Below are 23,241 nucleotides of genomic sequence, written 5' to 3' on the forward strand. Positions count from 1 at the left end.
GACAGGAAGTCCAGCGACCAGCGTTCACCCGGTCCCAGTGCTTCTGGCATCGGTGAGCGCGAGCCACGGGCCCGTTTGCGGCCCCGTCGTCGCCTGACGCCCAACTTCTCATCCGTGTACAGACGATACAGCTTCTTGTGGTTCATGATCATTCCTTTGCGCTCCAGCATCACGCCGACCCGCCGATAGCCGAACCGGCGCCGCTTGGCAGCGACGGCTTTCATCTCTTCTCTGATCTCTGGATTGTCAGGCGGGCGTTCACGCCTGACCGTCTTCGGATCGACACCCCCTCTCGGGACATTGCTTCGCAATACCCTGTCGGGCAGTGGACAAGTCGGCAGGCCCCCTCTCGGCAGATTTGCTGTGCAAATCGCCTGCCGGGCAGCGGGACGTGGCGAGATATCATGGTCACGCATCGCCCTGAGCGCTGCCTCTCGCCGCTCATTCGGCGTCGTCAGTTATTTCCCAGCAGATCCTTCAGCACGACGTTATCCAGCATCGTGTCCGCCAGCAGCCGCTTGAGCTTGGCATTCTCGTCCTCAAGCGTTCTCAGCTTGGCGGTATCAGATACCTCCATGCCGCCATATTTGGATTTGAACTTGTAGAACGTACCCTGGCTGAGGCCATGCTTGCGGCACACCTCCGCCGTCGGCATCCCGGCTTCCTGTTCCTTGATCATCCCGATGATCTGCGCCTCGGTGAAACGGCTCTTTCGCATCTGTTTGCTCCTTCGAAAGGTTGAGCAAACTCTACATCAGAACGAAGGAAGTTTCGGGGGGGGGCAGGTCAGTGTACATGTCGCAACATCATGGAAGATTGATCGATGTATCAATATCTCAGATGGACTTGGCGTGCCACAACAGCATCTTCGCCAGAATCCGGCTCTCTGCACACCGGAACCCCTTGTTTCATTGAAATCCGCATCGCCACATCAGGCTCAAATCCACGGCGAACTGTCGAAGTTGGGGGTACTGAATACTTGCCCTGCATCTTTCACAAACGACACTTTCAAGCAGTTTGACAGCTGCCCGGCAACACGCGCCTGATCGTGATGACGTACCTTTGGTTTCTGCTCTCGGCGCGAACTTCGCGTCCGGCGTCCAGATGAATTGCGTATTGCAGCCGGGCAGGACAACCAAGAATACTTGACTGAGCGATTGCCATGCACCTTACTGGACGTGTTTTCACGGTATTATGATTGACCGCATTTTCTTTTTCAGAGCACTGGACACAGATAGGTACGTCAAATGAACTTCATCGAATGGATACAAAAACGTCTCATTTCACATGGTTTCAATCCGGGGACCGCGGATGGAATCTGGGGGCGAAACACACTCAATGCGACGCTTGCCTTTCAGCGGTCGCGAAACCTGCCCGCCGAGGGAGTGCTGAACAAGGCGACAATCGACGCCTTGGGCGCCAGCACTTTGCCAGCGGCGCCTGCATCAGCCTTTGCAAAGTCGCCCGCGTCCGATGCTCCGGCACGGGACCTGCTTGACATGATGCCCTGGATGTCGCTGGCGCTGAGAAAGCGTGGGATGCATGAGGGACGGGATAACCCGGAACTTCGTGAGTTTCTGAAGTCGGATGGCAAGACTCTTGGCGATCCAGCGCAATTGCCGTGGTGCGGAGACTTCGTCGAGACCTGCATCGCGGTGACGATGACGAATGCGGTACTACCCGGCAATCCGTATCTGGCGCGGAATTGGTTGAAATTCGGGCAAACCGTCGACCCTTGTTTTGGGTCTGTCTTGGTGTTCTGGCGCAAAAAGCGTAGCGGAACCAGCGGTCATGTCGGCTTTTACTATTCCGAAGACGCCGACACCTATCACGTTCTGGGCGGAAATCAGTCAAATTCAGTAAGCGTGACGAGCCTGCGGAAAGAACGATTGCTCGGCGCGCGGCTCCCATTGGTGGGCGGGCCCTACGCGAGACGGGTTATAACCGATGCGTCGGATTGGGAGCTGTCCGAGAATGAATTCTGACCAGGGGAACGTGAACCTCACCAGAGCACCCGTGCCTTTGGCCATCCGATGTGCATTGCTTGGCCTCATCGCTGCGCTGCCACTGGATGCGCAGGAGATGAAATCAGATGAACCGTTCCAACCCGTCATTGTGGGAACGGGCCCGACGGAAGATGCCTGTGGCGCAATCGGTTCGGTATCGGGCCTGAATTCCGAGGGGAGCAATGTCCTCTCGGTCCGCGTGGGACCAGACACCAGCTATCGACGGGTCGATTTGGTGCCGACGGCGCAACTGCTTTTCATCTGCGGGCAGAAGGGGCAGTGGTATGCGGTGGTTTATGCGAAAGACGCCAAAGAATGTGGTGTCAGCACGCCGATCGATCCGCCAGTGCCCTATTCTGGTGCCTGCAAGTCAGGGTGGGTTTACAGTGACTTTGTCAAGTTGATTGCGGGTTAGACCTGGGACTGTTTGACGGCCGACTGGCGCGACGTCATCGCATTGCCGCAGGCTGGCCAGTTGTAGCTCCTGTCATTCGGCGGCGCTCGCTTGGCCCTGCAAACGAACAACGACGCTGGCTTCATGAGATACGCCCGCCTGGTGTTTTCGCAACAAGGCCTTTGTTGGTTTTCCGGCCTTTCGGATCGCCGCCACGTCAGAACTTCAACTTTCCCTGATCTGCCGGATCACCGATCATCATCTTTGCAACGTAGGCAAAAATCGTCATCCGGTTGAGGTTGCGATCTTCGATGGACACGCATTGCGAAACACCATCCGGTACCATGCCCGCACCGCGGCTGCGGGAGACCCGTGCAATCAGATCAATGTGGCAAATGCCTCCGGCATCAGCATACCCTTCAGGGCAAGTTCCCCAGCAAACGGTTCCGATACCCGACGTGCCCGCCTGACAGGGCTCATAGCAGGCGCCATTCTGTGCGACTTTGCCGTCGGGGCAGGCGGTGACGGGACTGCCCGCGCCACGACCATAGGTGGCTTTTGCGATGAGTTGTTCCGGTCTACGGCAGGTCAGGCCATCATCAGTGAATCCATCCGGACAAGAAGCCCAGCAGAACGGGCCGTTGCCCACAAAGCCCGACGAACACTCCGGATAGCACAACGCGCCATTGCGCTCTTCGCCCGGCCGACAGGCTGAGAGCGGCACTCCTGCGCCTCGGCCATAGCTTTGGGCCGATGGCCCCCAACAGACCGGCCCCACACCATTGAACCCCGCGCGACAGTTCGGGTAGCACAAGGCACCGCCTTGTTGCGTGCCTTGCGGGCAGACCAGAGGCGTTCCGGCACCTCGATTGTAGCTGGCCTTGGTTTGAATCGTGACATTCTTGCGGCAAATGGCACCATCATCTGCAAAACCCGCGGGGCAATTTCTCCAGCAGGCAGGGCCAACGCCTGTGAAGCCTGCCTGGCACTGCTGATAGCAAAGCGCGCCATTGGCATCGGTGCCGGGCGGGCAAATCAGCGGTGTGCCGACACCGCGCCCGTAAGATGGTTTCGCGATGGGTCCGCAGCTGGGCGCTGCTCCGGGGTCGACATGGGGCGCCGGACAGGCTTCGAGACATTCGGTTCCAAAGGCTGATTCACCATCTCCTGCACACCAATCGTAGCAAAGACCCGAGTCGTACTGGTGGCGGGGCCTGAGCAGCAGGTTCAGATCGGGCAGTTTCAGAGGCCCCATGGCCGTGAGCTTTATGGCGCGGTCGAAGTTCTCGGTTTCGATGGCTTCTGCGATTGCCATGGCGACATCAACCAGCGCCGGGATCATTGTGGTTATTCCGGACGCAAGGCGGGCTATTGCGGGGCCCAGAGTCCGGGCCAATTGCGCCGGAAGTCGTTCGGCAATTCTTCTGGCGACAAAACCGGCGACATCCTCGCCCGTTTGCTTCGCGGCGATTTTTGCCCCTTCCGTGATCGTGAATTTCGCGGTGGCAATGGTATTCCAGATTACCGGCCCCCCGGAAAGCCCGACCACGGCAACGCCAGCACCGGCCCCAAAGCCCAGTCGCGTCAGAACCTGTTCGAGTTCACTGGGGCGCTCGACATCTGCGGTCAGAGTCGGATCGCCAAGTGACTGCAAATCCAGCATCAAACCCTGATTTCGGGCAACGGTATCTGTCAAAAGCAGCTCGATGGCCGTCTTGCCCTCGTGGCCCAAAAGCAGTGGGTTGGCTTCGTTAGGACGGAAGTTCGAGAGTTTCGGGCCGGTGTCGGCGAGGACCGAGAGGGTCGGCGGTTGGTATGTTGGCTCATCCCCGATCGGCGTTGTGGTATCAATGACAATCAAGAGTTCCTGCCCGTGGGTCAAGCCGTCCACAAGAGCCAAAGCGGCCTCTGGATCGGCCGGGCCGACCAGGGAGCGAACCGCCACAGTCGGGTTTGGTATCGTCGAGAGAACGCCCTGATACGACTGTTTGGTGTATGCGAGCCACTGAACAAGCGTTCCCTGCGCCTTTCGCTGCTGCTCGCGAGCGAAAAACCACCTGAAGCGTTCTCTGAACGAAGTCTGCGCCGCGTTGGGCGAGGTTGCATCAAGCGCGCGATAGCCAGCTTCGACGATAAACGGCAGAAATTCGGCGCGCGCCGGTCCGTCCGTGGCAAGCTGATCGATCAGCGCCGCGATGGCCGTCCGGTTGCTGTCTGCACCGAGGCTGGCTCTGGCGGCTTGCCGCAGGATAGGCAGTTCGGTTTCCTGAAGGCCGAACATGTCAAGGACGGCGGCCTCATTCGCAGCTGGTATTTTTCGTGACTGACGGTTGGCATTGGCTGGATCCGGTGGGGCTGGTTGAAGAAACCACCAGCTACTCCAGGCACCGAAATGAATGTCGGACGCCAGGGCCGGGCCGTGTTCGATGTTCAGGTACCGGTTTTTGAAAATGTAGTGCCGAAAGCGATAGGCTTCGGTGTTTGCGACAGGCTCCGCTACCCACCAGGATGCCATATCATTAAATGCGGCCGGAACGGTGGTGAGATGACCATTGTCGAGCATCAGGTAGCCTCTGGTGCCCCGGTCCGAGCGCAGGCGAACCGCGTTTTGACCATCAACCGGTTCGATGGCCCAGCCGGTTGGGTCCGAAATAGCGGCCGTTGCTCCATTCTCAAACGAGAGATGCAGATCACGTTTCCAGTAGTTCTGCAAAGCCTGCGGTTCCGCAGGCCAAAGTGATGCGCTCTCGACAGCGGGTTCTTCGATCACCTCCGGAGCAGGAAGCAGCAACCACCAGCCGCTCCAGGCCCCGAAATGAACATCGGAAACTGTCAGTGGTCCCTGTTCGACATTCAGATAGAGAGTGTCATCAAGAACGGTTCGGATACGATAGGACGGTGTATTTGGCACGGCTTCGATCACCCACCAAGAGGCATTGTCCGAAGGCAGGCTCGGCAAGACGACTGCGTTCCCGTCTTGCAATGTCAGATAGCCTTGCGTGCCGCGATCTGATCTCAGGCGGACTGCATCCTGCCCATCGATCGGTTCGATGATCCAACCGGTCGCGTTTGGGTCCGCCGTCACTTCGCCGGTCTTGTCCACCAAATGCAGATCGCGTTTCCAGAAGTTGGATATTGTCTGGGCGTCTTCGGGCCAGTCAGATGCCGCAGCCGGAAAATAGATGAAAAGCAGCGACCAAAAAGACAGGGCAAGGAGGATCAAACGCATGGATAATCACCTGAAAATAGGAAGAAAATTCTTGAAATCCGTCATTCCGGGCCAGAGGCGCGAATCACACGTCATCCCCGATTTAGTAACGGGAAGTTGATCAAGAGCCTAGCGTTTTCCACCACAACCTGTTTTCTTGACTTGCGATGCAATCCAAGTTTGCGCTTGCTTTTGGCCGCTTCCGCAATGAACTTTCAGGTCAGGGGCATGGGATACCTCGTCGTCATCGACCCGAGGCAGCGAACCGACGCAAAGTCTGTCCGTGCTCTGTAGAATGTCTCAATCGTATCGACCAGAAAGGCGAAACAGATGAACGACACAAAGGTTTCGATCAGCCGAACGTTCGCCAATCTGTCTGCCGGTGGTGGGTTTGGCCTGCTCCTGGGCGTCATCGTCGGACTGTCGCAAACGCCGGTGGTCATGGGGGTCATTACAGTCCTGACCGGTCTTCTGGCGGTGTTTCTCGGCATCAAGGCGGGTGGTGACTCCTCCGAGATCGAGCCCCAGAAATTGCAATCAAACCATGCACGGATCGGCAGCTTTGGACTTGCCGCGGCGATTGGGCTCATTCTGGGTATCTACCTGCGGATCGCAAACCCGTTTTCGGAAGATCCCATGGTCGAGTCCGAACGTTGGACCCGGGCATTCCCCGACAATCCGGTCCTAGCCAGCCAGGCGATGCTGTACGAACGGTTGGGGGTGGAGCCATCGGTTTGGTACTTTGACCCAGATGCGGCCGTAGAGGCGACAGTCAATGTGGATCAGGCCAAAGCACGCCGAGGTGGCCTGTTCGGCGTATTGCAGAGGTCGAACCTATGCAGAGATTTGGATCCGGCGCAGTATTCCAACGACCCGGAAATTCTGCTGACAGCCTATGACATTCCAAGTGAGCCGGTGCTTGTCTCCATCGCCGCACAGGTGCGCGACCTGCCTCCGTCTCAGCAACTATCTGCGCTCACCATCGTTCACACGACATTTTGTGAATTGAACGCAGAACAGGAACGGGAGGCTCAGAAATGAAAAAACTGAGAAAAATGATAGCTTTCTGCGCAGGGCTTGTCCTGATGTACCCTATCGGCGCTGCTGCCGATGCGGATCGTGAAACAGCAATCTCTTCACTGGTTCGCATTCGCTGCACATTTGACGACGGCAGCGAAATGGCGGCGACCGGCTTTGCATGGAACGACAAGATGCATGTTGTCACAGCACTTCATGCGGTTGCCGGATGTGAAGAGAGGCTTGTCAAGAAAGAGAACGGAAAGCTGACCACAGCAGATATAGAAAGCGTCAGCCTTGTCGCCGATTTGGCCTATCTGAAACTGAATAATGATATTGGTCTGCAGCCCGCAGAAGTCGTTTCCGAATTGACGACCACACGTGGTGACTATTTCACTTGGGGCTATCCTCATGGAATACTGGAGTCTTTTGGTGCGCAGACTCACTTTGCGAGCGGACAGAAGGGCGGACTGACGACATTGCTGGCTCTAAGAGGTGTCGAGCAACTTGAGGGGCTTTTCAAGGGCCAACACTATCCCCGAAAAGATACCTCCATCCTGCGCGTAACATCGACATTGCAACCGGGGCAGTCCGGCGCTCCGATCATTAATGATCAGGGGTTGGTGGTCGCCATCGCCGATGGCGGTTTGCTCGGTGGATTCAAAGGCATAAACTGGAGTATTCCGGCCTTCAAATATCTTGATGGATTGCCCTACTCCGACGATCCGATCCCGCAGGACCGTTCGGTCTGGGCTGCTCTGTACAGCAAGGTCACCCCGGCACCTGTCGACGCGGGGGAGCCGCAAACCGCATTGACAGAGCCGACTTCTCAAGCCTTGGGCTCGTTAAGACATGTGCGCACCATCCCGCTCAGCGTGTTCGAGGAGATCTTGATTGAGAAAGGCCAGGAGGACAGCAATATTCAGTTCATCCGGGAGATTTCGGAAACACCGGACCATTTTGATCAGCTGTCTTTCCATGTCTACGAAGACCCGGTAACCGGCGCGACCCTTGGTATCCCTGCTGGCCTTGAACCCATTTGGGACGAAGAAATCGGCCTGTTACACGCCGAAACGCAAAGTCTCCAGGTCGCCATGTCTGTCGCTATTCTCAGTTTTCAGTCGTTCACCGAAGCCAAGGAGATTGGCAAAGACTACTTTGTGAGTACGTTCCATGACTACATCGACTGGGAAACATCGCCGAATGAGTTGTATGTCGAGGCCAATGACGAATGGAAGTGGGCCAACGGGGCTGGGTTCTTTGCTGGCATAGAAAAAGTTTCCGGAAGTCCTGTCGATGTCAATTTGTCCGTGACGATTTCGGAGAATGAGGTGCTTGGCTATGCGGTGTTTGGCCCAGAGTTGGTCGAGAATTTGCCAACAGAGGATCTCATTGCCTATTTGATGATGCAAATGAGCGTAATGGACCTGTCCGGTTTTGCGGAATTCTAGCAACTGTATGCTCCAGGCAATGCGCAAAGCTTGGTCCGGCTCAGATCGGGGCGATCCCGTTTGACCATAGATTTGCGTTCGCTCAGGCTCATCGCTCCAACCCTTGCGGCAAAAAAATCGTTTTCAACCACTGGCTTTCTGATCTGCGCGGGCGGCTCTATCGCTCCGGCTTCAATATCCTCGGCTTTCCTGACCTTGTCAGAAAACACGTGCGTCAGACCATCATTCGCCTGCCGTATCATGTTGACACCTGCGTCGTGGATCTTGCGCATATCTGCAATCTCTTGCGGCGTCTTGTCACCAAGGTACCCGTCCGGCGTGACTGGCGGTGACAATCAAGTTTGCTGCCAGTTCCAGGCGGCGAGTTCGCTGGTCCATAAGCGGCTTCGCAAGCGCACCTTACCGCGTTCGATCTAATTTGAGACTCAGGTCCTGTTGGATAACAGGAGGTGAGTTTCTCCATGGATTGTACGAGAGAGTTTCTCAAACGTCTGGGTGTCGAAATCTCAGATAGCGGGTCACGATGAAGGCGGCAAAGCATAGGGCCGCATCGCCACGCTCATCCAGACATGTAAGATCAACGGCGTGGAGCCGTTTGCCGACCTGAAATCAACACGCAAAGCCATCGCCGCGGGCCACCCGAAAATCGCATCGACGACCTGCTCCCCTGGAAGTTCCAGCCGTCAAGCTGAAACCCCGGTGCCCTCCAGCCGCCGCTTGCGACCGCCATGCCTTGTTCGACGACCTTAGTGTAGAAGTAGGAGTCGATGCTGCGTGCCGTCCTTTGACCTTTCGCACCCAGCAGTTCAACCGCGAGCGACGCGTATTCAGCGCTGTCCACCACTTGCATCAGTCGCGCTCAACAGTCATCGACAGCGGCCTTGACCTCGGCCACCTTCGCCTTGCCCATCGGTCTTCCTGAGAACCATGCGTTGAAGGCGCTCTGCAACGCCGACACCGGCAACACGTCGAGCCACCAAGGTGCTGTCGCGATCTGCTTCATGCAGCCCTGCAACCCATCATCAGGCGGGACGTCGTTAGGCAGGCATTTTCCTGGATGAGATACTTGGTCACCCCACAGGTCATGCAAGGCATCGACGATACCCTCCCAGACCTCCTTGCCATTCAATGCGCGGTTCCAAGAACTGTAGTCCCTGGCCTCGTCGAACAGGTCTTCGTCAAACTCCACATTGCAAGGATCGACGATGCGCTGCTTCCTGATGTTGAACGCCATCAGTTGAGCGGCGTAGCCCTTGCCGAATCTCGCTGTCACTCTAACAGTGCGCGGCGCTCCCGTGACGAACTTGTCCCATAATGCTTCCTTCCAATCCTGAGAAAGGATCGCACCATCAAACCGTGGGATCAAACACCTAGATGGCGGCACGGAGAATGCCAATATGGGGCGGGGAGTTGGCTGCAAATTCCTTGGTGCCACGTACTGGGTGGGGGCTATGACACGTGGCACCAAGGGAAGCTATATGCAGCTACCCTTTCCTTTTGCAGGTCGTTTTGGTCGGAGGTTGGGTGGTATTTGGGCCATTTTGGGGCGACGGAGTTTTATCGTTTGCCAAACCATGTTCGCAACGAGACGACCGGAGCGCAATCTTGCCGCGACCGGTCGTGGTCTAAGCGGCTATCCCACGGTCGGGATCAGGTCGAACTGCAACCGCAGATGATTGCGCCCGCGCCAGCGCCTGTACCGGATGTCACGGGTAAGGGTCCGGATCATGAACCAACCAAAACCACCCTCGGGAAGATCATCTAGCGCGGTGTCAATGTTTGCAGGCCTTCCCGCGGGCAATTCGGCACCGGGCAATTCGGCACCCTCATCGACCAACAGCACCCGCAGCACATTGCCGGTCACGCCTGCCCGGATCATGATGGAACCCCGATCGACATCGCGATATGCGTGTTCTACGATGTTGTTCACCGCCTCTGTTACGGCAATTTCCACGCCGCCCGCCTGTTCATCGGGAACGCCGATTATCCGCAGCCGCATCATGATTTCGGCAAGTGCACCCCGCGTATCATGCTCGGTTGCTGCAAATCCGTGTGTAAAGCCTGTGTGCTTCCCGCTCACCTCAGATCACTCCGATGGGTCAGCCGCCTCGGTCGAAATGGCATCGTCGAGCGAGCCGAACAGGTTGAACACCGTATCCATGCGGGTCAACCGAAACACCTTTTCAACGGATGGGGTCAGACCAGCCAGGTCCAGCTTGCGCTCGCTGCCAAGTTGTTTCATTGCCGCGACGATCGCCCCAAGCCCGCTTGAATCGATGAACTCGACCGCCGACAGGTCGAGAATGACGCGTGCGGGGCCGTCGCCGGCCTGTTCACGCATGTCGTCTTTGAATTGAATGGCCATCACCGCATCGATGCGTGCGGCGTTGACGGTAATTATCTTGGCGGTATCGGTTGCTGTACTGGTCAGGCTCACCGGAATACTCCATTTCGGGGGCGGAAAACGTGCAAGTAACGCTAGACGGCAATCCTTACCATTCGGTATGCAACCAACAGACATTGGAGGGATTATCATGAACGAGGTTGTCATCAGCGGCGCAGCGCGCACACCGATGGGTGGGTTTCAGGGCATATTTGACAGTGTTCGGGCGGCTGATCTGGGTGGGGCAGCGATCAGGGCGGCCCTGAAGGGCGCAGGTGTCGGTACGGTCGAGGAGCTGCTGATGGGCTGTGTTCTGCCTGCCGGTCAGGGCCAGGCGCCCGCACGTCAGGCGGGCTTTGCAGCCGGTCTTGGCGAAGATGTGCCCGCCACCACGCTCAACAAGATGTGTGGATCGGGAATGAAGGCGGCGATGATCGGCTTTGACCAGATTGCGTTGGGACATACCAGGATCATGGCGGTCGGCGGCATGGAGAGCATGTCGCAGGCGCCTTACATCCTGCCCAAGATGCGCGGCGGCGCACGCATTGGCCACGCGGAAGTGGTGGATCACATGTTCCTCGACGGGCTTGAAGATGCCTATGCCAAGGGTCGCCTGATGGGCACCTTTGCCGAAGACTGTGCCGAGGCGTTCCAGTTCACCCGCGAGGCGCAGGATCAATACGCCATCGGATCACTGGACAGCGCGCTGGCCGCGGAACGAAGCGGCGCGTTTGACGATGAAATCGCGCCCTATACCGTGCATGCCCGCACCGGCGAAGAGGTCATCACGCGTGATGAGCAACCCGCCAAGGCACGGCCTGAAAAGATCCCGATGTTGAAACCGGCCTTTCGCAAGGATGGCACGGTGACGGCGGCGAACAGCTCATCGATTTCGGATGGCGCGGCGGCGCTGGTCCTGTCATCGCGCGCGCATGCCGAAGCCAATGGCCTGACCATTCGCGCCCGCATCCTGAGCCACGCCTCGCATGCGCAGGCACCGTCCCTCTTTCCGACGGCCCCGGTGCCGGCGGCGCAAAAGCTGCTCGACCGGCTGGGTTGGGAAAAAGGCGACGTCGATCTGTGGGAGGTGAACGAAGCCTTCGCCGTTGTTCCCATGGCCTTCATGCATGAAATGGGCCTGCCGCGCGACATCGTGAACGTCAACGGCGGGGCTTGCGCGTTGGGCCACCCGATCGGAGCCTCCGGCGCGCGGATCATGGTCACCTTGCTGAACGCTTTGGAAAAGCGTGATCTCAAACGCGGTGTCGCGGCCATCTGCATCGGCGGTGGAGAAGGGACGGCCATCGCGATAGAGCGCATGTAGGGCAAAGACCCTCTAGCGGCGCGCTGTCACGCCTGCGGTGGCACCATTGATATCAGCGAGGCAGCAGCTCACTCTCCGCGCACCGCCTTTCGTGCCATCGCGGCAATAAGATCGGTGCGCGTGACGATACCGGTGACACGTCCGTGCTCCAGGACTGGCACGGCATCGACGTCATCATCGGCCATCATGGCCAGCAAGGCACCAACCGGGGTTTTCTTGACGGCACGCGGCCCGGCGGCAGCCATGATATCACCCGCTCTGACAGGACGGCGTATTTGGCGATCCAGCAACTGCTTCAAGGCGGATGTGAAGCCATTCCCTAGACGGAGGGCGTCGTCCTTGGCCTGGTTGATGAGGTGAATCTGGAAAATGACGCCCAGATATTCGGCGTCGTCTCCAACCACCGGCAGCGATGTGAACCTGTGACGTCTAAACAGCTCCGCGACTTCTGATAGCCTTGCTTCGGGGCGAACCGAAACCGGATCGCGAGACATGATGTTATCGGCCGTGAGAGGGCCGGCGCTGTGCGCGGCTGCCTGAAGTTCCGCGGCTCCGATCAATCGCGCAAGGTCTTCAACGCCGAGATTGAATGACTGGCGATAGCGTTCCAGAATCTGCGTCAGTTCATCCTCGGACAGGCCAAGTCGCTCGGCCGGTTCGCGGTCTGCTGTCCCGTGACTGCTGGGGTCATCGAACTGGCGGAACGGATAGCGGCGGCCAGTAAAAAACGCATAGAGCGCAGCCAGCGCGACAAGGGCCACTGTGCCCAAAGCGATCGGTGCCAGCGCGAACCAGAACCCCAGAAGATCGATTGCCTCCGGGTTCATCGCGGCGGTCATCGCAACAGCCCCGGCCGGAGGGTGTACCGCACGGCAGAGCATCGTCGCGGTGAGGGCGAGGCCAACGGCCAGTGCAATCCTAAAAACGGGGTCCGAGATCAACATGCAGACCGCAACGCCGACCAACGCGGCCACGGTATTGCCGACAATGGCCGACCATGGCTGTGCGAGCGGGCTGTTGGGCACTGCGAACAAGAGCACCGAACTCGCGCCGAAAGGGGCGACCAGATAAAGGCCCAGATCAAGGTCGATGTTCGGAGAAAGCAGAAAGAGGCCGGTCAGGCCGAGGCCGACGAGCGCGCCGACACCTGCACGCACGGCTTCGAGTGGTGACACATGAGCGACAGCGGGTCCAAGTGCGCGAAAAATATCCAAGCGTCGTGCCCCGTTCTGATTTCGCGCAAAATTTCAGCGAAAGGCGACGAGGGCAAGCCGGTGAACGAAAGAAGAATGAATGACGTGTTGCCGACTGCAGATCGGGACGAAAGGATCGGTCACCTTCGTTTTCGGGAACAGCCATTTGGCTTTGGTCCACCGACAATATCCCCGGCACGTTTCATGCCCATCATGCTTTGGACAGGCCCGGCGCACTGTAGACAATCATGCTTTGGTCTAGAAACTCTGCGCCGCCGCGACCGCGCGCTTCCACGCGGCGTATTTCCTTGTGCGCAGGTCTTCGGCCATTGCCGGGGCAAAGCTTCGCTCCAATGCCCAGGTCTTGGCAAAGCCCTCCATATCCGGATAGAGGCCCGCGCGCTGACCCGCCAGCCAAGCGGCACCCATGGCGGTTGTCTCAAGAACATCGGGCCGGTCAACCTGTGCGTCGAGAATATCGGCCAGGAACTGCATCGCCCAGTCCGACGCGCTCATTCCGCCATCGACTCGCAGGGCTGTGTCACCCGCCGTGCCCCAATCGGCCTGCATCGCTTCGAGCAGGTCGCGGGTCTGGTATCCGACGCTTTCCAATGCCGCGCGTGCGAATTCCGCCGGGCCGGAATTGCGGCTGAGGCCGAATATCGCCCCCCGGCAATCGGCGTTCCAATAGGGTGCGCCCAGCCCGGTGAAGGCGGGCACCAGCACCACGTTCTGCGCCACGTCCGCCTGTTGCGCCAGAGCGTGTGTTTCACCTGCGGCGTCGATGATCTTCAGCCCATCGCGCAGCCATTGCACGACCGCACCGGCAACGAATATCGAACCTTCCAGCGCGTAGGTCGGCTTGCCATCCAGTTGATAGGCGATGGTGGTGAGCAGTCGGTTTTGCGACACAACCGGCGTTTCCCCGGTGTTCAAAAGCGCGAAGCACCCCGTCCCATAGGTGGATTTCATCATCCCGGCCTTGAAACAGGCCTGTCCGATGGTCGCCGCCTGCTGATCGCCAGCAACGCCGAGGATCGGGATTTCCGCGCCCAACAGATCCGCCTGCGTGTGACCGAAATCAGCAGCGCAATCGCGCACCTCGGGCAGCATATCCATCGGCACACGGAGCATGTCGCACATGGTTTGAGACCAGCGCCCCTTGCGTATGTCATAGAGCAGGGTGCGCGCCGCGTTGGTGGCGTCGGTCGCGTGAACCATACCGCCCGTCAAGTTCCAGATCAGCCAGCTGTCCACTGTGCCAAAGGCCAGTTCGCCTGCCTCGGCCCGCTGCCGGGCACCCTCCACATTGTCCAGTATCCACGCCACTTTGGTCCCGCTGAAATACGGGTCGAGCAATAGCCCGGTCCGTTCATTTGCCGTGGCCTCGTGCCCGTCAGCCTTGAGACGCTGACAGATCTCAGAGGTACGTCGATCCTGCCAGACAATCGCGTTGTGGATCGCCTTGCCCGTCGTGCGGTCCCAGACAACGGTGGTTTCCCGTTGGTTGGTAATCCCGATCGCGGCGATGTCCGCCGCTGTCGCGCCGATCTTCTCCATGGCCGTCCGGCAGGTGGAAACGGTCGTGGTCCAAAGATCATTGCAATCATGTTCGACCCAGCCGCTGGCCGGAAAATGCTGAGGGAATTCTTCCTGTGCGACGGTCGCGATCTTCAGATTCTGATCGAACAGGATCGCGCGGCTGGATGTTGTGCCCTGATCTATCGCCAGAATGAACGCCATCTGTTTCCTCCCCGAAAACGCCCGGCAAATTCCGGACTGCCAGCGCCTGAATGTCAAATGAAAAAACGAAATACACCGGGGCCCGAAGGCCCCGGCGCGCCCGGCTTACTCCCAGGACTTGATCAGTTCATCATAGGCGATGGTCTGAGGCTCTTCGTCCTCGTTGTCCAGTTTCGCAACGGGCGAACCCGGCTGCGCATACCAGTACTCGGCATCTTGCGGCTCGTTCATTTTCGGGCCGATATCGCCCTGAATGCCCGCCCGTTCGATCCGCTCCATGACCTTTTCCTGTGCTTCACACAGGGCATCAAGCGCTTCCTGGGGTGTCTTTGCACCGGACATCGCGTCGCCGATGTTCTGCCACCACAGCTGTGCCAGCTTGGGATAGTCCGGCACGTTGGTGCCTGTCGGAGACCATGCCACACGGGCTGGCGAACGGTAGAATTCCACCAGACCGCCCAGCTTATCCGCCCGCTCGCTGAAGTGATCGGACTCGATTGTGGAGGACCGGATGAAGGTCAGGCCAACGTCCGCTTTCTTCAGGTCAACCGTCTTGGAGGTGACGAATTGTGCATAGAGCCACGCGGCCTTGGCACGATCCACCGGGGTGGATTTCATCAACGTCCACGAGCCCACGTCCTGATAGCCGACCTTCTGGCCCTCTTTCCAGTAGACCCCATGTGGCGAGGGTGCCATCCGCCATTTCGGCGTGCCATCCTCGTTCATCACGGGCAGATCAGGCAGAACCGTCGCTGCGGTAAAGGCGGTGTACCAGAACATCTGCTGGGCCACGTTGCCTTGCGCGGGGATCGGTCCGGCCTCGCCGAACGTCATGCCGGCCGCCGCAGGTGGCGAGTATTTCTGCAGCCACTCGATCGCCTTGGTCACCGCATAGACCGCCGCGGCGTCGTTGGTTGCACCACCGCGTGCGACACAAGAACCAACCGGCTGGCTGTTCTCGTTCACCCGGATGCCCCATTCGTCAACCGGAAGACCGTTGGGTTCGCCCACATCGCCCATGCCGGCCATCGACATCCACGCGTCGGTGTAACGCCAACCCAGGCTCGGGTCCTTCTTGCCGTAGTCCATGTTGCCAAAGACGTCGCCGTCGACGCCCATATGGCTCAGGTCACGACCGGTAAAGAACTCGGCGATGTCCTCATAGGCCGACCAGTTGACCGGAACGCCCAGATCATAGCCAAAGGCTTCCTTGAAATCGGCCTTGTTCTTCTCGTCGTTGAACCAGTCATAGCGGAACCAGTAGAGGTTCGCGAACTGCTGGTCCGGCAGCTGGTACAACTTGCCATCCGGCGCGCTGGTGAACTGGGTGCCGATGAAATCGTCGAGATCGAGACCGGGATTGGTCACATCCGCCCCTTCGCCGGCCATCCAGTCGGTCAGGTTGCGGACCTGCTGATAGCGCCAGTGGGTGCCGATCAGGTCGCTGTCGTTGATATAGGCGTCATAGATGTTTTCGCCCGACTGCATCTGGGTCTGCAGCTTTTCGACCACATCGCCTTCGCCGATCAAATCGTGCGTGACATTGATGCCTGTGATCGCCGAAAACTGCGGCGCGAGCACCTGGCTTTCGTACTCATGGGTTGTGATGGTTTCCGAAACCACCTTGATGTCCATGCCCGCAAAAGGTTTGGCCGCGTCGATGAAAAACTGCATCTCCGCTTCCTGTGCGGCGCGATCGAGCACCGACAGACCGGCGATCTCGTCATCAAGGAAAACCTTGGCCGCCTCCATGTCGGCCCAGGCCGGCATCGCAAGGCACGCGATCATCGCGCCCGTTGCCGTGGTTGATTTCAAGGATAAGTTCATGAGTGTCCTCCCTGGACGTTGTTGAACTGCGAGTGTTGGGTTGCCCGGTTGATCCCGGACATTCCGGTTTTGATCTAGACCCAGCGAAACACCGCCGCAGCGTAGATCAGGCAGACGATCAGCGCAAAAGGTTGGTTTGCGCCGACCAATCCAAGCCAGGCCAGATTGATAAAGGCCGAGCCAAGAAGCGTGATAAACAGTCGATCCCCCCGCGTCGTTTCGATCCGCAGAACCCCGACGCGCGGGGTTTCCGGGAATTTGATCGCGAGGATCGTAAAGGTGATGAGCAGACAGGCGATCACTATGAAGAAGATTGCGGTCGGCCAAGTCCATGCCATCCATGCCATTTCAATTTTCTCCAAATCTTGTGCAGGTCTTGTCGATTTCCCATTTGGCCGTTGTGCCGCCAGACGCCCCGAACACCAATTTGAAGTCGGCACTAAGGCTCATTGTGATTTCGGATGGGCGCGCAGGGGAGGAGCAGAATTCTGCTGCAATGTAGTTTGTCGCATTTCTCATTGTACGAACGGCGCGTTTGAACCCACCGTCTAAGCCCAATTCAGAACTCGCTTGTGTAACAATGGCGGTATACTTATCTGCCCCAATAACGCTAAATTTTGTGCCAGCATCTGCAATAAAGCCCATCACCCCCTTTATCGATCCGTCGCTCGCCTTGATGGTTGATACAGATGGTCCAAATACTTGGATAATTTCTCCGTTGCCATCCACTGCCGCAACTCCGTATTCTGGAACGGAGATATCCAGTATCGGTGCTTTCATTTGATATTCCGAACTACTATCCCAAAAGGGTTCTGATCTCTCAAAGCTCTCTACTGTTACTCCATCTGCTTCCAATTCGTCGTTGAGTCTATTGATGAAGTCATTTCTAGCGATCTCGTCAGCGAAACCGATGGAGGACGTCAGCAAGAGCACTAAGGCGCAAAAATCCAGCCGCATTGAAAATATCTCCTTACACCCTTCCCAAGGCAAAGCCCTTGGCGATGTAGTTGCGCACGAAGTAGATCACGAGCGCCCCCGGCACGATGGTCAACACACCCGCCGCCGCGAGAACGCCCCAGTCGATTCCCGCCGCGCCCTGCGTTCGGGTCATGATCGCGGCGATGGGTTTCGCGTCTACCGTGGTCAACGTGCGGCTGAGCAGCAATTCGACCCACGAGAACATGAAGCAGAAGAACGCCGCGACCCCGATGCCACTGGCCACCAGCGGCATGAAGATCTTCACGAAGAACCGGCCAAAGCTGTAGCCGTCCAGATAGGCGGTCTCGTCGATCTCCTTGGGCACGCCACGCATGAACCCTTCGAGGATCCACACCGCCAGCGGCACGTTAAAGAGGCAATGTGCCAGCGCCACGGCGATATGGGTGTCAAACAGCCCGACCGAGGAATAGAGCTGAAAGAACGGCAGTGCGAACACCGCCGGTGGTGCCATCCGGTTGGTCAGAAGCCAGAAGAACAGGTGCTTGTCGCCCATGAAGCTGTAACGCGAGAACGCGTAGGCGGCGGGCAGGGCGACTGTCAGGCTGATCACCGTGTTCATCACCACGTAGATCAGCGAATTGACATACCCCTTGTACCACGCCGGATCCGTCAGGATCGTCGCGTAGTTGGCCAGCGTCAGGTCGCTGGGCCAGAGCGTGAACGTGTTCAGGATCTCGGTGTTGGTCTTGAGACTCATGTTCAGGAGCCAGTAGATCGGCAGCAACAGGAACAAGAGGTAGAGCGTCATGACCACGACGCTGCCTTTCACCGGGAACTTGCGGCCCGGGCGGGCGATGGCGGGGGTCAGGTTTGGATCTGCCATATCTCAGCCCTCTTGCCGCTCGACGTTGACCATAACGGTGTAAAACACCCACGAGATCAACAGGATCACCAGGAAGTACATGAGCGAGAACGCCGCCGCCGGTCCCAAGTCGAACTGTCCCAGAGCCATTTTCACAAGGTCGATGGACAAGAGAGTCGTGGCATTGCCCGGCCCGCCGCCGGTGACGACAAAAGGTTCGGTATAGATCATGAAACTGTCCATGAACCGCAGCAGGATCGCGATCATCAACACCCCCATCATCTTGGGCAGTTCGATGAAACGGAACACCTTCCAGCGGCTCGCCTGATCGATCTTGGCCGCCTGATAGTAGGCGTCGGGGATCGATTTCAGCCCGGCATAGGCCAGGAGCGCCACCAGCGAGGTCCAGTGCCAGACATCCATTACGATAACCGTGACCCACGCCGCCAGAGTGTCCTGCGTATAATTGTAGGAAATCCCGAACGCATCCAGCGTATAGCCCAGAAGGCCGATATCGACGCGCCCGAAAATCTGCCAGATGGTGCCCACCACGTTCCACGGGATCAGCAGGGGCAGGGACATCAGCACCAGACAGAAACTGGCCCAGAAGCCGCTCTTGGGCATGTTCAGCGCGACGAAGATGCCCAGCGGGATTTCGATGATCAGGATGATGGCCGAGAACATCAATTGCCGCCCCAGGGCATCCCACATCCTCTCGGATGAGAGCATTTCCTCGAACCACTCCAGCCCCGCCCAGAAGAACTGGTTGTTGCCGAAAGTGTCTTGCACCGAGTAATTCACCACGGTCATCAGCGGGATCACCGCCGAAAACGCCACCAGCGCCAACACCGGCAAAACAAGGAACCACGCTTTCTGGTTAACTGTCTTGTCCATCACGCAGCCTCCCCTTCCGGTTTTACACGCCAGTCATTGGCATAGACATTTACATGTGCCGCATCAAATGTAACGTGGTTCATGTCGGTGCTCACGGCGTCGTCTTCGCCTGCGATAACATTGATTTCATTGCCAAACAGTTCCGCGCGAATGATCTTGTGGCGGCCCACGTCCTCGATCCGGCGAATGTTGACCGGCAAGCCTTCGCTCTGGCTGAGATGCGCAAACTCCGGTCGAACACCCAGTTCGACCTTGCCGTCGAGCGGACCATATCCGCGGGTCAGTGCCAGCTCGGACCCGTCGATGAAGGCGCGATTGCCGTCGACTCGTGCCGGGATCACGTTCATGCCGGGCGAGCCGATGAAATAGCCGACAAACGTATGCTCGGGGGTCTCGAACAACTCGTCCGGCGTGCCGATCTGCACCACGCGCCCGTCATACATCACCACCACCTTGTCGGCAAAGGTCAGCGCCTCGGTCTGGTCATGGGTGACATAGATCATGGTATGGCCAAAGTCGTGATGCAGCCGCTTGAGCTGGGTGCGCAATTCCCATTTCATATGCGGGTCGATCACCGTCAGCGGCTCATCAAAGAGCAGTGCGTTCACGTCCTTGCGCACCATGCCCCGGCCAAGGCTGATCTTTTGCTTGGCATCCGCCGTCAGCCCGCGCGCCTTGCGCTCGAGCCAGTCCTCCATGCCGATCATCCGGGCAATTTCCTGCACCCGCTCGGCCACATAGGATTCGTCCTGGCCCCGATTGCGCAGCGGAAACGCAAGATTGTCGCGTACGGTCATCGTGTCATAGACCACCGGAAACTGGAAAACCTGCGCGATGTTGCGTTCGGCCGTTGGGGCGTGGGTCACGTCCTGATCGTCAAACAGGATGCGCCCCTGGCTCGGCTGAAGCAGTCCAGAGATGATGTTGAGAAGCGTGGACTTGCCACAGCCCGATGCACCGAGCAGCGCATAAGCCGCGCCATCGTCCCAGTCGTGATTCAGTTCCTTCAGCGCAAAATCATCCTCGCCCTTGGGATTGGGCAGGTAGGAATGCGCGAGATTGTCGAGTGTGATCTTGGCCATATCCTACCCCCTCAGGCTGCCAGCGCGTAGGCGGCGGGCGCGATCAGCGTGCCATCCTCGCCAAAGATGTAAACGTGGCGCGGGTCCAACCATACGGTCAGCGCCTCGCCCAGTGCCAGATCATGCACCCCGTGGATCAAGCCGACCCATCGTTCGCCGTGATGATCAAGGTGGATAAATGTCTCCGACCCGGTCAATTCCGTTACGCTCAGTTCGGTGACAAACTGCATCGCGTTCGCCGTGTGCTGGCCGATCTCGAGGTGATTGGGCCGGAAGCCGGCCGTATAGCGCCCGTCGGGCAAGTCAGCGAGATTGCCAACAGCCGGCGCATTCTGCCCATCCCCAAACACGAGTTGGTTTCCGGTCTTGGTGACCGACAGAAAATTCATCGGCGGATCGGAAAACACCCGCGCCGTGGTCGCATCGACGGGCTGGCGATAAACCTGCGGAGTCGGGCCGAACTGGGTCACGCGGCCTTCCCATAGCGTCGCAGTGTTCCCTCCGAGCAGCAGCGCCTCTTCCGGTTCGGTTGTGGCATAGACAAAGATGGCACCGGAGGCTTCGAAAATCTTGGGGATCTCGATACGCAACTCCTCGCGCAGCTTGTAGTCCAGATTGGCCAGCGGCTCGTCCAGCAATACCAGCCCGGCGTTCTTGACCAGCGCGCGGGCCAGCGCACAGCGCTGTTGTTGTCCGCCCGACAGTTCCAGCGGTTTGCGCATCAACTGCGGTGTCAATTGCATCAACTCGGCGGTTTCGCGGACCCGCTTGTCAATCTCGGCGCGGTCCAGCCCCAACAGTTTCATCGGAGACGCGATGTTGTCATAAACGCTCATCGACGGGTAGTTGATGAACTGCTGATAGACCATCGCCACCTTGCGGTCCTGAACGCGCATCCCGGTGACGTCATCCCCGTGCCAGATAATCTGGCCGGTCGCGGGCACATCCAGCCCGGCCATCAGGCGCATCAACGACGTCTTGCCCGAAAGGGTTGGCCCCAACAGCACATTCATGGTGCCGTTTTCCAGCGTCAGATCGGTGGGGTGGATATGCGTTTGCCCTCCGACCGTCTTTGAAACGCCTTTCAGTTCCAGGGTCATGGACGCGCTCCTCTTGCTTCGTCGTTACGTTGGTGGGCGCTGTTGTGCCTGACCATCCAGTCGTCAATTGTCGCAATCTCTTCCGCACCCAGACGCAAGCCCAGCTTGCTGCGCCGCCAGACCACATCTTCGGCGGTCCGCGCAAACTCCTGCTCCATCAACCACGCCAATTCGGCTTCGGTCAATGTTGCACCAAAGTCTTGGCCGAGATCCTTCGAATTCCTAGCTTCGCCCAGAATAACCCGTGCGTCGGTGCCGTAGGCCCGCACCAGGCGTCGCGCCCAGAGATCCGTCAGAAACGGATAGCTACCTGTCAGGTCTGCGACCTGATTCTCGAAACCATCCACTGCAAAGTCGCCACCGGGCAAGGGGACTCCGGCGGTCCAGGCGCCCGTGATACCGCCCAGTTGCGTGCCGATCTTTTCCAATGCGCTTTCGGCCAGACGGCGATAGGTGGTGATCTTGCCGCCAAAAATGTTCAACACCGGCGCACCGTTTGCGTCTACTTTCAACGTGTAGTCCCGTGTTGCCGCCGTGGCGCTGCTGGCTCCGTCGTCATAGAGCGGTCGCACCCCTGAATAGGTCCAGACGATATCGGCATCTTCAATATCCTGCTTGAAATACTGGTTCGCAAAGTTGACCAGATACTGTCGCTCTTTGGGTGTGCATTCGGGCGGCACATTGGGGTCATGATGTTCCGCATCGGTGGTGCCGATCAGGGTGAAATCGGTTTCGTAGGGGATCGCAAAGATGATCCGCCCGTCGGTGCCCTGGAAAAAATAGCACTTGTCGTGGCCATAGAGCCGGCGCGTCACGATATGCGAACCACGCACCAGCCGCACCCCTTCGGTGGAATTCAGCTGTACAGTGTTCTGGATCAGATTGCCGACCCATGGCCCGCCGGCATTGACCAGCATCCGAGCGTGATGTTCGCTGGTCTCGCCGCTATCGGTATCTTTCGTTTCGATGCGCCAGATATCCCCTTCACGCGCCGCCGACAGCACGCGCGTCCGGGTCATCACCGTCGCGCCGCGCGCCGCCGCATCACGTGCATTCAGAACTACCAGCCGCGAATCTTCAACCCAGCAATCAGAATACTCGAACGCCTTTTCAAACCGGTCGTCCAGCGGCGCACCTTCAGGTGATCCGCGCAAATGCAACGAACTTGCACCCGGCAGGATCTCGCGCCCGCCCAGATTGTCGTACATGAACAGTCCCAGCCTGATCAGCCACCTTGGCCGCCGCCCGCGCATCCACGGCATCACGATGCTCAGCAGCCGCGACGTGGGGGTTTCGGACTCGAACCGCATATCTTCATGATATGGTATGATAAATCTCATCGGCCAACTGATATGTGGCATTGCACACAACAGCGTTTCCCGCTCGATCAGCGCTTCGCGCACAAGGCGGAACTCGAAATACTCCAGATAGCGCAGCCCGCCGTGGAACAGCTTGGTTGACGCCGAAGAGGTCGCGCTCGCCAGATCGTTCATTTCGGCCAGCGTCACCGACAGGCCACGCCCTGCCGCATCACGGGCAATGCCACAGCCGTTGATGCCGCCACCGATGATGAACAGATCGGATACTCTGATGTCATGCTGATGCGCCAAACGTCTCTCCCATGACGTGAACCGTAGGTGGATCTATGCCAAACACTTCGACAAACAGCAACAGTACATTTTCGTTTTTTTTCGTTTTTTGCAATAGCTTGATTTATATTGAAAATATCGCCCAAGAATTCTGATATCCAGAGATTTCCAGGCTGTTTGCGATCATCTCAGGCGGAAACCTGTTGAAATTCTGCAGTGAGAATCATCC

The 23,241-nt window shown here is 58.3% G+C and carries 20 protein-coding genes and 2 pseudogenes; 6 read left to right on the forward strand and 16 right to left on the reverse strand.

Features of this window, described 5'->3' with window-relative positions; translation table 11 throughout:
* A pseudogene (locus QO231_RS23605) lies at positions 1 to 718 on the reverse strand (transposase); the annotation flags it as partial.
* Positions 719 to 1,247: 529 nt separating this feature from the next.
* Between QO231_RS23605 and QO231_RS23610 the strand changes: the two are divergent.
* The gene (locus QO231_RS23610) at positions 1,248 to 1,985 is read left to right on the forward strand and encodes an NlpC/P60 family protein (RefSeq protein WP_316782179.1); all 738 of its coding nucleotides are present in this window, start codon (positions 1,248 to 1,250) and stop codon (positions 1,983 to 1,985) included.
* Positions 1,975 to 2,421 (forward strand): SH3 domain-containing protein, encoded by a 447-nt coding sequence (locus QO231_RS23615; protein ID WP_316782181.1) that lies wholly within the window; start codon positions 1,975 to 1,977, stop codon positions 2,419 to 2,421. Before QO231_RS23610 ends, QO231_RS23615 begins: the two co-directional genes overlap by 11 nt.
* 196 nt (positions 2,422 to 2,617) lie before the next feature.
* Here the strand turns inward: QO231_RS23615 and QO231_RS23620 are convergent, their stop codons facing one another.
* Positions 2,618 to 5,629, reverse strand: a complete 3,012-nt coding sequence (locus QO231_RS23620; protein WP_316782183.1) for an RICIN domain-containing protein — start codon at positions 5,627 to 5,629, stop codon at positions 2,618 to 2,620.
* A 309-nt stretch (positions 5,630 to 5,938) separates the two neighbouring features.
* Here QO231_RS23620 and QO231_RS23625 point away from each other — a divergent pair, with 309 nt between their 5' ends.
* Both QO231_RS23625 and QO231_RS23630 read left to right on the forward strand, forming a co-directional pair.
* A complete protein-coding gene (locus QO231_RS23625; RefSeq protein ID WP_316782185.1) occupies positions 5,939 to 6,649 on the forward strand; it encodes a hypothetical protein in 711 nt (236 codons plus the stop codon).
* The gene (locus QO231_RS23630; RefSeq protein WP_316782187.1) at positions 6,646 to 8,076 is read left to right on the forward strand and encodes a S1 family peptidase; all 1,431 of its coding nucleotides are present in this window, start codon (positions 6,646 to 6,648) and stop codon (positions 8,074 to 8,076) included. The genes QO231_RS23625 and QO231_RS23630 overlap by 4 nt, the downstream gene beginning before the upstream one ends.
* Here the strand turns inward: QO231_RS23630 and QO231_RS23635 are convergent.
* A complete protein-coding gene (locus QO231_RS23635) occupies positions 8,073 to 8,411 on the reverse strand; it encodes a hypothetical protein (RefSeq protein WP_316782189.1) in 339 nt (112 codons plus the stop codon). The two genes, QO231_RS23630 and QO231_RS23635, sit on opposite strands and share 4 nt — an antisense overlap.
* A 178-nt stretch (positions 8,412 to 8,589) precedes the next feature.
* Here QO231_RS23635 and QO231_RS26300 point away from each other — a divergent pair.
* Positions 8,590 to 8,768 (forward strand): annotated as a pseudogene (locus QO231_RS26300) (transposase domain-containing protein); the annotation flags it as partial.
* A gap of 167 nt (positions 8,769 to 8,935) precedes the next feature.
* Here QO231_RS26300 and QO231_RS23640 read toward each other — a convergent pair.
* From QO231_RS23640 to QO231_RS23650, 3 genes are all read right to left on the reverse strand, one after another.
* Positions 8,936 to 9,349, reverse strand: a complete 414-nt coding sequence (locus tag QO231_RS23640; RefSeq protein WP_316782191.1) for a hypothetical protein — start codon at positions 9,347 to 9,349, stop codon at positions 8,936 to 8,938.
* A gap of 360 nt (positions 9,350 to 9,709) precedes the next feature.
* Positions 9,710 to 10,156: an ATP-binding protein gene (locus tag QO231_RS23645; RefSeq protein WP_316782193.1), complete on the reverse strand. Its 447-nt coding sequence runs from the start codon at positions 10,154 to 10,156 to the stop codon at positions 9,710 to 9,712.
* A gap of 6 nt (positions 10,157 to 10,162) precedes the next feature.
* Positions 10,163 to 10,513 (reverse strand): STAS domain-containing protein, encoded by a 351-nt coding sequence (locus QO231_RS23650; protein WP_316782195.1) that lies wholly within the window; start codon positions 10,511 to 10,513, stop codon positions 10,163 to 10,165.
* 97 nt (positions 10,514 to 10,610) lie between these two features.
* Here QO231_RS23650 and QO231_RS23655 point away from each other — a divergent pair, with 97 nt between their 5' ends.
* A complete protein-coding gene (locus QO231_RS23655) occupies positions 10,611 to 11,783 on the forward strand; it encodes a thiolase family protein (RefSeq protein WP_316782197.1) in 1,173 nt (390 codons plus the stop codon).
* 68 nt (positions 11,784 to 11,851) lie between these two features.
* Here the strand turns inward: QO231_RS23655 and QO231_RS23660 are convergent, their stop codons facing one another.
* From QO231_RS23660 to glpD, 10 genes are all read right to left on the reverse strand, one after another.
* Positions 11,852 to 12,997, reverse strand: a complete 1,146-nt coding sequence (locus tag QO231_RS23660; protein ID WP_316782198.1) for an HPP family protein — start codon at positions 12,995 to 12,997, stop codon at positions 11,852 to 11,854.
* A gap of 237 nt (positions 12,998 to 13,234) precedes the next feature.
* A complete protein-coding gene (gene glpK / locus QO231_RS23665) occupies positions 13,235 to 14,719 on the reverse strand; it encodes a glycerol kinase GlpK (protein WP_316782200.1) in 1,485 nt (494 codons plus the stop codon).
* A 105-nt stretch (positions 14,720 to 14,824) separates the two neighbouring features.
* A complete protein-coding gene (locus QO231_RS23670; RefSeq protein ID WP_316782202.1) occupies positions 14,825 to 16,546 on the reverse strand; it encodes an ABC transporter substrate-binding protein in 1,722 nt (573 codons plus the stop codon).
* 74 nt (positions 16,547 to 16,620) lie between these two features.
* Positions 16,621 to 16,893, reverse strand: coding sequence for a DUF2160 domain-containing protein (locus QO231_RS23675; RefSeq protein ID WP_316782205.1), 273 nt, complete (start codon positions 16,891 to 16,893; stop codon positions 16,621 to 16,623).
* 1 nt (position 16,894) lies between these two features.
* Positions 16,895 to 17,503, reverse strand: coding sequence for a hypothetical protein (locus QO231_RS23680; protein WP_316782206.1), 609 nt, complete (start codon positions 17,501 to 17,503; stop codon positions 16,895 to 16,897).
* A gap of 13 nt (positions 17,504 to 17,516) precedes the next feature.
* Complete coding sequence (locus QO231_RS23685) at positions 17,517 to 18,368, reverse strand: carbohydrate ABC transporter permease (protein WP_316782207.1); 852 nt, start codon at positions 18,366 to 18,368, stop codon at positions 17,517 to 17,519.
* Positions 18,369 to 18,371: 3 nt separating this feature from the next.
* Entirely contained in the window at positions 18,372 to 19,241 is an 870-nt protein-coding gene (locus tag QO231_RS23690; protein WP_316782209.1) for a carbohydrate ABC transporter permease, read from the reverse strand.
* Positions 19,241 to 20,323, reverse strand: a complete 1,083-nt coding sequence (locus tag QO231_RS23695) for an ABC transporter ATP-binding protein (protein WP_316782211.1) — start codon at positions 20,321 to 20,323, stop codon at positions 19,241 to 19,243. Before QO231_RS23695 ends, QO231_RS23690 begins: the two co-directional genes overlap by 1 nt.
* A gap of 11 nt (positions 20,324 to 20,334) precedes the next feature.
* A complete protein-coding gene (locus QO231_RS23700; RefSeq protein ID WP_316782214.1) occupies positions 20,335 to 21,423 on the reverse strand; it encodes an ABC transporter ATP-binding protein in 1,089 nt (362 codons plus the stop codon).
* A complete protein-coding gene (glpD, locus tag QO231_RS23705; protein ID WP_316782216.1) occupies positions 21,420 to 23,033 on the reverse strand; it encodes a glycerol-3-phosphate dehydrogenase in 1,614 nt (537 codons plus the stop codon). The genes QO231_RS23700 and glpD overlap by 4 nt, the downstream gene beginning before the upstream one ends.
* Positions 23,034 to 23,241: the final 208 nt, after the last annotated feature.

This window comes from Sedimentitalea todarodis, from assembly GCF_032595355.1.
In the GTDB taxonomy this organism is placed as follows: Bacteria; Pseudomonadota; Alphaproteobacteria; order Rhodobacterales; family Rhodobacteraceae; genus Sedimentitalea; species Sedimentitalea todarodis.